The sequence below is a fragment of the Sinorhizobium americanum genome (genome assembly GCF_001651855.1).
Taxonomy (GTDB): Bacteria; Pseudomonadota; Alphaproteobacteria; order Rhizobiales; family Rhizobiaceae; genus Sinorhizobium; species Sinorhizobium americanum.
Genome location: NZ_LNQC01000012.1, coordinates 1 through 2,698, shown reverse-complemented (window position 1 = coordinate 2,698; position 2,698 = coordinate 1). Strand labels below are relative to the sequence as shown.

At 63.8% G+C, this 2,698-nt stretch carries 2 protein-coding genes and 1 pseudogene; all 3 read right to left on the bottom strand.

The genetic code is table 11. The annotated features are described in order from the left end of the window. A pseudogene (locus ATC00_RS00075) lies at positions 1-228 on the bottom strand (hypothetical protein); the annotation flags it as partial. Beyond that, entirely contained in the window at positions 225-1,256 is a 1,032-nt protein-coding gene (locus ATC00_RS00070) for an aldo/keto reductase (RefSeq protein ID WP_064251565.1), read from the bottom strand. The pseudogene ATC00_RS00075 and the gene ATC00_RS00070, both read right to left, overlap by 4 nt. Positions 1,257-1,327: 71 nt before the next feature. Next, positions 1,328-2,668, bottom strand: coding sequence for an ABC transporter substrate-binding protein (locus ATC00_RS00065; RefSeq protein WP_064251566.1), 1,341 nt, complete (start codon positions 2,666-2,668; stop codon positions 1,328-1,330). Between the last annotated feature and the right edge of the window lie 30 nt (positions 2,669-2,698).

Sequence of the window (2,698 nt, the reverse complement as noted above, 5' to 3'; positions counted from 1 at the left end):
GGTCGTCGCGAAATGCTTGATGCCGACGAAGCCACGGAAGGGTTTCCCGAGCGTGCTTTTGCTGAAGGCGAGTGCCAGCAGGAAGACGGTGGGGTAAAGCGTCGTGACGCTCAGCGCGAGGATGATCGGCGCGATCCACAGCATCCTGCCGAGCCGCGCCGGAAGGAGGCGCCAGCGCTCATGGCGGGTTTTGCCAAATTGCAGGCCGTCGGCGGTGAAGGCGGTCATGCGGCCTCCGAGAGATCGGGACGTGTTGGCCCGCTGCCGGCCCGCGTCGCGAGAAGCATGTCTTCGATATCGTCGAGGTCGCGGGGCGAAAGGGCGATTGTTGCGGCGTCGATCCAGCCGTCAATGTGCTCCGGCTTGCGTGCTCCGATGATGGCGCCCGTGATGCCGGGCCAGGCGAGAACCCAGGCGGCCGCGACCGCCGCAACGGTGGCGTGGTGCCGCGCTGCAATCGGCCTGAGCCCATCCGCGAAGGCAAGGTTGCGGTAAAGTGCCTCCCCTGCAAACTCTTCGTCGCGCGACCGCCAGTCGTTCTCGGGCAGAGCGCGAGCGCGTGACGGAGTGAAAGCACCGGTGAGCAGGCCCGACTGCAGGGGACTGTAGGCAAGGACGCCGCTGCCATGCGCCCGCACCCATGGCAGGCCCTCCTCGGCGAATCCGCGCTTGATGGCGGAGAAGGGCGGCTGCACCACGTCGACGGGGGCAACCGTCGCGGCGCGCTGCAACAGTTCCCGATCGTGGTTCGAAAGCCCGATGGCCCTGACCTTGCCCTCCGCCTTAAGGTCGGCAAAGGTGGCCCAGTATTCCTCTATCGGCGTACCGTCATTGGCCGGCCAGTGCATCTGGTATAGGTCGATGACCTCGACATCGAGGCGCCGCAGCGAATCCTCGACCTCGCGACGCAAAGACTTTGCATCACCGATACGGGCGGGAAGGGCATTGCGCTTTTCGGGGTCCCAGACGAGACCGGCCTTGGTGAACACCAGCGGACGCTCGGATCTCGGGATCGTCGAGAGTGCCTCCCGCACGATCTCCTCGGAATGGCCGAGACCGTAGACCGGGGCCGTGTCGATCCAGTTGATGCCGCGCGCAACCGCATGGCGGATGGCCGCGATCGACTGGGCATCGTCCTGCGTCCCCCAGCCCCAACCCCAGTCAGGACCGCCGACGGCCCAGGCGCCAAAGCCAACCGGTGTGATGTCGAATCCGCTGCGGGCGAGCCTGCGCTTCGGCAAGGAATGTTCGCTCATTGTCTTTGCCTCTTTTGAAGAATTGCCGGTGCGCGCCGGGAGGAAGCGATGGGGCGTACCCCGGGGCGCAATCAGCCGTTCACCTCGATGATCTCGGTCCAGGCCCGATGGGCATCGGCGATCGCCTGTTCGGCGCTCTTGGTACCGGCGAGCGCCAGCGCCAGTTCGTCGGTCAGCGCGTTTTCGAGCTTCGGCGCATAGACGGCCGCCGGCCAGGCCAGGCTGTTTTCCAAGGCGCCGCCGTCGAGCAGCGGCTGCACGAGTGGTTGGAAGGCCTTGAACTTCTCGGATCTCAGACCCGACTGGCGGTCGGGGTCGATGCCTGAACCGGTGAGCGCCAATAACTGTTCGTGATAGCCCTTGCCGGTGACCAGCTTGATCAGTTCCCAGGCCACATCCTTGTTCTGCGATCCGGTGGTGATTGCAAAGCCGAAGCCGGCGTTGAAGGCCAAGCGCGGCGTCTTGTTGCCGCCGCCGATCGGGATGCGGGTCACGCCCCATTTGTCGACGATCTTCGATCCGTTGGGATCCTGAGCATAGCCGCCGAGGTCGGTCCAGAAGTCGATCTGCGCCGCCTTGCCGTTCAGGAACGCGGGCAGGCCTTCCTCGAAACGGGTCTCGAGCGGCGTCGGGAGGGCGTGCGGTGCGGAGGCGAGCAGCGACTTCAGCGCCTCCACGGCCTCTGCGCTATCGAGCGCGGACGAACCGTCCGTTTTGAGGAAATTGCCGCCGAAGCCCGTCAGTCGGTTGGCGTAGGTGGACAGGATGATGACCGGGATCTTCGCTCCAAGCACGGCGGCACCATAGATACCGTTCTTCGACTCGGCCTCGGTGATGACTTTGGCGTTCTCGTTGTATTCGTCCCAGGTCGTCGGCGCCTTCAGTCCATAGCGGTCGAAAAGCTCTCGGTTGTAGAAGAGAAGATGGCTGTCGCCGTCATAGGGCAGGCCATAGCGGCGGCCGTCATGCAAGGTGTACTGGTCGTAGATGGTCCGGATGAAATCTTCCGGCTGGATTTCAGCCTTATCGCGCTCGATGAGATCCGTCACGTCCTCGATCACGCCGTCTTCGGCGAGCTGACCCTTGTAGGTATAGAAGTAGTCGATGACATCGAACTCGTTGGCGCCTGATTGTACATCGAGCGTCGCCTTGACGCTGACCTGGTCATAGGGCACCGCAGTGACGTTGACCTTGGCGCCGGTCAACTTCTCGAAATCCTCGGCGATCTTCTTGCCGGTTACGACGTGCGGCTGGATGATCAAGAGGTTGATGGTGCGGCCCGCAAACTTGTTGCTCGAGGCGAGTGCCGTTGACGAGGCGAGCGGCGCGATTAAGGGCAGCGCGCCGGCGGCTGCGAGCGATTTCAGTACGCTGCGGCGGCGATAGGTCTGACTGAAAATGGGATTGGACATGCATTCCTCCATCGGGATCCTGTTTGCGGC